Genomic DNA, 6,027 nt, shown 5'->3' with positions numbered 1-6,027 from the left:
GCGCGAGGCCGAGGTCGCCGCCGTCTACGCCGCGACCGGCGGCAAGCCCGATGTCGCCGTCTACGGCGGCGAAGTGGTCTCTGCCGGACGCGTCGAGCTGCTGCCGTACCTGCGCGAGCAGGCGGTGTCGATCACGGCGCACCGCTTCGGGACCCCGAATGTGCAGTCCGATGGACTGATCTGAGTTTCGATACTCCGCCGTCCTGAGTCTGGGGACGGTGGCATGGCTCCTCAGTGGCGGCGCAAGCCGCGGTATCGGAAGGGCGGGCGAGCCGCTGGCGCCTCCTCGCTGCCCCGTGTCGGACGTTCGTCCGGCTCCCACCCCAGAGAGGACACTCCTCATGTCACCGCAACGGTCCGCAACCCCCACCCGACCCCCGGCACGCCGTCTGGAGGTCACCGACGTCATCGTCGTCGAACGCAAGAAGATGCGCACGGCGCTCAACGGCGCCTTCGTCGGCAACTTCATGGAGTGGTACGACTTCGGCATCTACGGCTACCTCGCCATCACCATGCACCACGTGTTCCTCAGCGGCTTCGGCGAGTCGCTGGGCCTGACCCTCGCCCTGCTGGGCTTCGCCGTGTCGTTCCTCGTCCGCCCACTGGGTGGCCTCATCCTCGGTCCGATCGGCGACCGCGTCGGCCGGCAGAAGGTGCTCTACTTCACGATGGCGATCATGGCGGCCGCGACCGCCCTGATCGGCATGCTGCCCACCGCGGAACAGCTCGAAGGATGGTGGGGTCCCGGCACCGGCGTGTGGGTGATCGTGCCGCTGTACCTGCTGAAGATGCTGCAGGGCTTCTCCACCGGCGGCGAGTTCGCCGGCGCGTCGACCTACGTCGCCGAGTTCTCGCCCGACCGCTCCCGCGGGTTCTGGGCCTCGATGCTGAACACCGGCTCGTACCTCGGCTTCGCCGCGGGCGCTTCGGTCGTGGCGATCACCACGGTCTCGGTCGGCCCCGACGCGATGCTCGACTGGGGATGGCGCATCCCGTTCCTCATCGCGCTGCCGCTGGGCGCGATCGCCATCTGGTTCCGGATGCGCATTCCCGAGACGCCGAGCTTCGAGGCCGCGGCCGAGACCGAGAACGCCTACACCGACCCGCGTGACCCGCGGGTGCGGCACGGCCTGGGCGGTCTCGTGCGGTACTACTGGAAGGCGATTCTCATCGGCATCGCGATCGTCGCCGCCGAGGGCACGGCCGGCTACGCGCTCACCAGCTACATGCCCACTTACTTGGAGAACGAGGTCGGGGTCTCGAACCTGCAGGCGGCGGTGGCGACGATCCCCGTGCTCGTGGTGATGTCGCTGTGCCTGCCCTTCATCGGCAAGCTCTCCGACCGCATCGGCCGCAAACCGGTGTACTTCATCGCCGTGGGCTCGACGCTCGCGTTGATGGTGCCGGCGTTCGCGATCCTGCAGATCGGTGAGGAATGGGCGGTGTTCGTCGCCCTGGCCATGGTCGCGATCCCCGTGGCCTTCTACGTGGCGATGACCGCCTCGGCGCTGCCGGCACTGTTCCCGACCCCGTCGCGGTTCGGCGGGATGGGCCTAACCTACAACATCGCCGCGTCGCTGTTCGGCGGCACCACGCCGCTGTTCGCGAACCTGCTCGTCGATGCGACCGGCAACAAGTTCATGCCCGCGTTCTACATCATGTTCTTCTCGCTCATCGCCGGCGTCGCCCTGCTCGCGATGGCCGAGACCGGCAAGCGGCCCCTCCTCGGATCGGTGCCCACTGTCTCGAGCAAAGAGGAGGCGCAGCAACTCGTCGACGGACAGGATGCCAACCCGTTCATCGACACGAACACCATGCCCCTGCCGGTGCTGTTCGCCGCGGGCAAGACCGGAGAGTAGGCGCCGGCGCGGCAGCGCCACTGAATAACCGTCGCGAAAGCAGGCTGGATCGCACCTCAGAGCTCGTCGCGGGCTAGAAAGGACGATCCAGCCTGCTTTTCGTACGGGATCGGCCCGCAACCCCGCGCGCCGGCGCCACCAGACCCAGCGCGGTGAGACTGAGTGTCACGATGAGTGGGTGTGGGTCTCATACAGATCGGGATGGCGTGGCGCACGCGGTCGTTGTGGGAGACCCGCAAGCGGTTTGCGGACGTACCCCGACGCTCCTACCGTCGGACGTGACTCTCCCTGTCCGCTGTCGCGCCCCGTCGAAGCGCGCCCGATCGAAAGGCCCGCCATGACCGACGCCGCCGTCCGTCCGAAGAAGCCCGCCACCAGCAAGCGCACGCCCGCCGGCGGCGCGCCGACCGCCGCGCACACGGCCGATGAGGCGCACGAGGCCCGCATCCACGTCGACACCGTCACCGACCTTCTCCTGGGCACGTGGGGCGCGACGCGGCGTGAGGCGCGGGAGATGATCAAAGACCCCGCGTTCTGGCGCATCGACGGGCAGCCGATGCCCGAGCATCGCGAGCGGGTGCTGAGCCAGTTGCGGTTGCTCGTGGAGAACAACGGGTCGCGCCGCGCGTTCCCGAAGGAGTACGGCGGCTTCGGCGACAACGGCGCGAACATCGCCGGTTTCATGGAGCTCGTGCTCGCCGACCCGAGCCTGCAGATCAAGTCCGGCGTGCAGTGGGGCCTGTTCGGGTCGGCGATCTACCAGCTGGGCACCAAGCAGCACCACGACGCGTGGTTGCGCGACGTCATCGAGCTCGATCTGCCCGGGGCGTTCGCGATGACGGAGACCGGCCACGGCTCGGACGTCGCGGCGATCGGCACGACCGCGACGTACGACCCCGAGACGGAGGAGTTCGTCATCCACACACCGTTTCGCGGCGCCTGGAAGGACTACCTCGGCAACGCCGCGCTGCACGGACGGGCCGCGACGGTGTTCGGCCAGCTCGTCACCGGCGGCGTCAACTACGGCGTGCACTGCTTCTTCGTGCCGCTCCGCGACGACGAAGGCCAGTTCCTCCCCGGCGTCGGCGGCGAGGACGACGGCGTCAAGGGCGGGCTCAACGGCATCGACAACGGGCGCCTGCACTTCGACCACGTCCGCATCCCGCGCTTCAACCTGCTCAACCGCTACGGCGACGTCGCCGCCGACGGCACCTACAGCTCCGACATCCCATCGCCCGGCAGGCGCTTCTTCACGATGCTCGGAGCGCTCGTGCAGGGTCGCGTCTCGCTCGACGGCGCCGCGACGACGGCGACGGCGCTCGCTCTGAACATCGCGATCACCTACGCGAACCAGCGCCGCCAGTTCGACTCCGGCTCGGGCAGCGACGAGGTCATGCTGCTGGACTACGGCAAACATCAGCGGCGCCTGCTGCCACGCCTCGCCCAGGTGTACGCCCAGTTCTTCGCCAGTGACGAGCTGCTGCGCACCTTCGACGGAGTCTTCAGCGGACGCGCCGACACCCCCGCCGAGCGCGAGAACCTCGAGACGCTCGCGGCGGCGCTCAAGCCGCTGAGCACCTGGAACGCGCTCGACACGATCCAGGAGTGCCGCGAGGCCTGCGGCGGCGCCGGATTCCTCGCCGAGAACCGGCTCGTCGGCCTGCACCAGGACCTCGACGTCTACGTCACTTTCGAGGGCGACAACAACGTCCTGCTGCAGCTCGTCGGCAAGCGGCTTCTCAGCGACTATGCGAAGCAGTTCAAGGGGGCGGATGCCGCGAAGCTGGCCTCCTTCGCTGCGCGCCAGACCGCGGGCAAGGTGTTCCACGGCGCCGGGCTGCGGCAGTTCGGGCAGGCTGTCGCCGACCTCGGCTCGACCGCCCGGTCGGTCGAGCACGGTCTGCGGGCCGAGCAGCAGCACGACCTTCTCGCGGGCCGTGTGCAGCAGATGGTCGCCGACGTCGCCGCGCGGCTACGCCCGGCATCCAAGGCCTCTCCAGCCGAAGCTGCAGAGATCTTCAACGCGAGCCAGGCCGAGCTCATCGAAGCCGCCCGTGCGCACGCCGAGCTGCTGCAGTGGGAGGCCTTCAGCGACGGCATCGCCGGGGTCTCCGACGAGGGCACCCGGCGGGTGCTGACGTGGCTGCGCGACCTGTTCGGGCTCTCGCTCATCGAGAAACACCTGGCCTGGCACCTCATCAACGGGCGGTTGTCGACGCAGCGCGCCGCGTCCGTGTCGAAGTACATCGACCGGCTGTGCCTGCGCCTGCGCCCCCACGCGCAGGATCTCGTCGATGCCTTCGGGTTCGCGCCGGAGCACGTGCGGGCGCCCATCGCCTCGGGCGCGGAGCGCGAGCGTCAGGACGAGGCGCGCGCCTACTACGCCGAACGCTCGGCATCCGGTGCGGCGCCGGTCTCGGAGAAGTCGCTCACGAAGACCGCCGCGAAGAAATAGCGCGGCGCGCTTCGCGTTCAGTGCAGGCCGAGCACCCTCTGCAGACCGTTCTCGACCTCGTTCATGAGGAGCGCTGGCACACGTCCGATCGGGTACGTATCGAGAACGCGTCGGTCCACGGTGGCGAGAGCCGTGACGTTCACGACGGAATCCCGCGGCAATCCGGTGGTCGCGGAGGGAAGAAAGACGTTGCCCGGCATCGCCGCGAGGGCGGTGTTCGAGGTGATGGTCGCGACGATCACGGTACCGAGGCGGCTGCGACTGTACTCGTTGGCTTGCACGATCAGGACGGGGCGCCGCTTCGCGGGAACGCTGCCGGTGGGTGCGCCGAAGTATGCCCAGTGGATGTCGGCTCGGCTCACCACTGGTCGTCATCCTTCGACAGCAGAGTCCTTCCCGCCTCGACCGCGAAGGTCGTCGACTCGTCGGACCCGACGTCGATGCCATCGACGACGGCGTTGATGGCGGCCGTGATGTCGGACGCTTCCAGCTCCGATGCGAAGCGTTCGGCAGCCATCGTATAGAACTGCGACCGGTTCAAGCCGTGCCTCGCAGCGGCGCGCTCGGCGCGGGCGAACGTATCGTCGGGAACGGAGATGGCGGTCTTCATTCCGCGAGTATAACTCGGTATGATCGTTCGGGGCGTCCGCCGCTACTGCTAGCGTCACCCGGGTGAGTGACCTCCGCATCGGCCCCGATTCCCTGCCGCGCTGCGGCTGGGTCGGCGACGATGCCGAGTACCGCCGCTACCACGACGAGGAGTGGGGTCGGCCCCTTCGCGGCGACCGTGCCCTCTTCGAGAAGCTGAGCCTCGAGGGGTTCCAGGCAGGGCTGTCGTGGATCACGATCCTGCGCAAGCGTCCGCGGTTCCGCGAGGTCTTCGCGGGATTCGATCCCGAGGTCGTCGCCGCGTTCGACGACGTGGTCGTGGAACGGCTGATGATGGATGCCGGCATCATTCGCAACCGCGCCAAGATCCTCGCCACGATCGGCAACGCCTGCCTCGTGACGGCGATGGCTCCGGGTGAGTTCGACGCGCTGATGTGGTCGTTCGCGCCGGAGCCTCGACCGGAGAGCGCCCGCCCGCACGCCTTCGCGGACGTACCGGCGGTGACGCCGGCATCCGATGCCCTCTCGAAAGCCCTCCGCAAGGCGGGATTCCGCTTCGTCGGCTCGACCACGATGTACGCGCTCATGCAGTCGGCTGGCATGATCGACGATCACCTGGTCGGGTGCCACCGAGTGTCAGTCGACGGGACACGCTGAGGGCGGGACGGAGCCGGCGCTTGTCCCGACTCAATCCGGCACGACGACGGCGCGGTCGCGGCCGCGGTGCTTCCAGGCCTCGCCCACCCGGCTGAGTGGGTAGGCGGTGTACGGAACCTGCAGCGTGCCGTCGGCGATCCGCGCCATCACGACCGGAAGCTCCGCGACGAGCCGCTCGGTCGAGACCGAACCCGCGCCGCTTCCCGAGATGCGGAGGTTGCGGCTGCGCAGCAGCGCCGCAGGCACCGCGGCATCCATCCCGCCGAGCGCGCCGATCTGCACGTAGGAGATGTCGGCCGTGTCGTCCTCCAGCCCGGGCCGCCCGCGCCGTCCGAGCGCCGCGAAGGCGGTCTCGGCGACGGGCCCCCACACGTAGTCGAGCACGAGGGAGGGGGTGGATGCCGACACCGCCGCCGCCAGGTCTCCAGGCCCGGCCGTGAGCGAGAC

Annotated in this window: 6 protein-coding genes and 1 pseudogene; 4 read left to right on the top strand and 3 right to left on the bottom strand. The window is 69.0% G+C overall.

The window, feature by feature from the left end:
- The 3 genes from WBP48_RS17695 to WBP48_RS17685 all read left to right on the top strand — a co-directional run.
- Nucleotides 1–184: hypothetical protein (locus tag WBP48_RS17695; protein ID WP_424442052.1), on the top strand; the 184-nt coding region annotated here is incomplete at its 5' end.
- Nucleotides 185–341: 157 nt separating this feature from the next.
- Entirely contained in the window at nucleotides 342–1,859 is a 1,518-nt protein-coding gene (locus tag WBP48_RS17690; RefSeq protein WP_424442051.1) for an MFS transporter, read from the top strand.
- A gap of 337 nt (nucleotides 1,860–2,196) precedes the next feature.
- Nucleotides 2,197–4,314, top strand: a complete 2,118-nt coding sequence (locus tag WBP48_RS17685) for an acyl-CoA dehydrogenase (RefSeq protein WP_424442050.1) — start codon at nucleotides 2,197–2,199, stop codon at nucleotides 4,312–4,314.
- A gap of 17 nt (nucleotides 4,315–4,331) precedes the next feature.
- Here the strand turns inward: WBP48_RS17685 and WBP48_RS17680 are convergent, their stop codons facing one another.
- Together WBP48_RS17680 and WBP48_RS17675 are read right to left on the bottom strand one after the other, a co-directional pair.
- The gene (locus WBP48_RS17680) at nucleotides 4,332–4,679 is read right to left on the bottom strand and encodes a type II toxin-antitoxin system PemK/MazF family toxin (protein ID WP_424442049.1); all 348 of its coding nucleotides are present in this window, start codon (nucleotides 4,677–4,679) and stop codon (nucleotides 4,332–4,334) included.
- Nucleotides 4,673–4,924, bottom strand: a complete 252-nt coding sequence (locus tag WBP48_RS17675; protein WP_424442048.1) for a CopG family transcriptional regulator — start codon at nucleotides 4,922–4,924, stop codon at nucleotides 4,673–4,675. Before WBP48_RS17675 ends, WBP48_RS17680 begins: the two co-directional genes overlap by 7 nt.
- A 62-nt stretch (nucleotides 4,925–4,986) precedes the next feature.
- On the opposite strand from WBP48_RS17675, the gene WBP48_RS17670 reads away from it, so the two are divergent.
- Complete coding sequence (locus WBP48_RS17670) at nucleotides 4,987–5,580, top strand: DNA-3-methyladenine glycosylase I (protein WP_424442047.1); 594 nt, start codon at nucleotides 4,987–4,989, stop codon at nucleotides 5,578–5,580.
- A gap of 30 nt (nucleotides 5,581–5,610) precedes the next feature.
- Here the strand turns inward: WBP48_RS17670 and WBP48_RS17665 are convergent.
- Nucleotides 5,611–6,027: pseudogene (locus WBP48_RS17665) on the bottom strand (hypothetical protein); the annotation flags it as partial.

It is taken from the genome of Microbacterium sp. (genome assembly GCF_049661145.1).
GTDB lineage: Bacteria > Actinomycetota > Actinomycetes > Actinomycetales > Microbacteriaceae > Microbacterium.
This window is presented reverse-complemented; position numbering and strand designations above follow the sequence as displayed.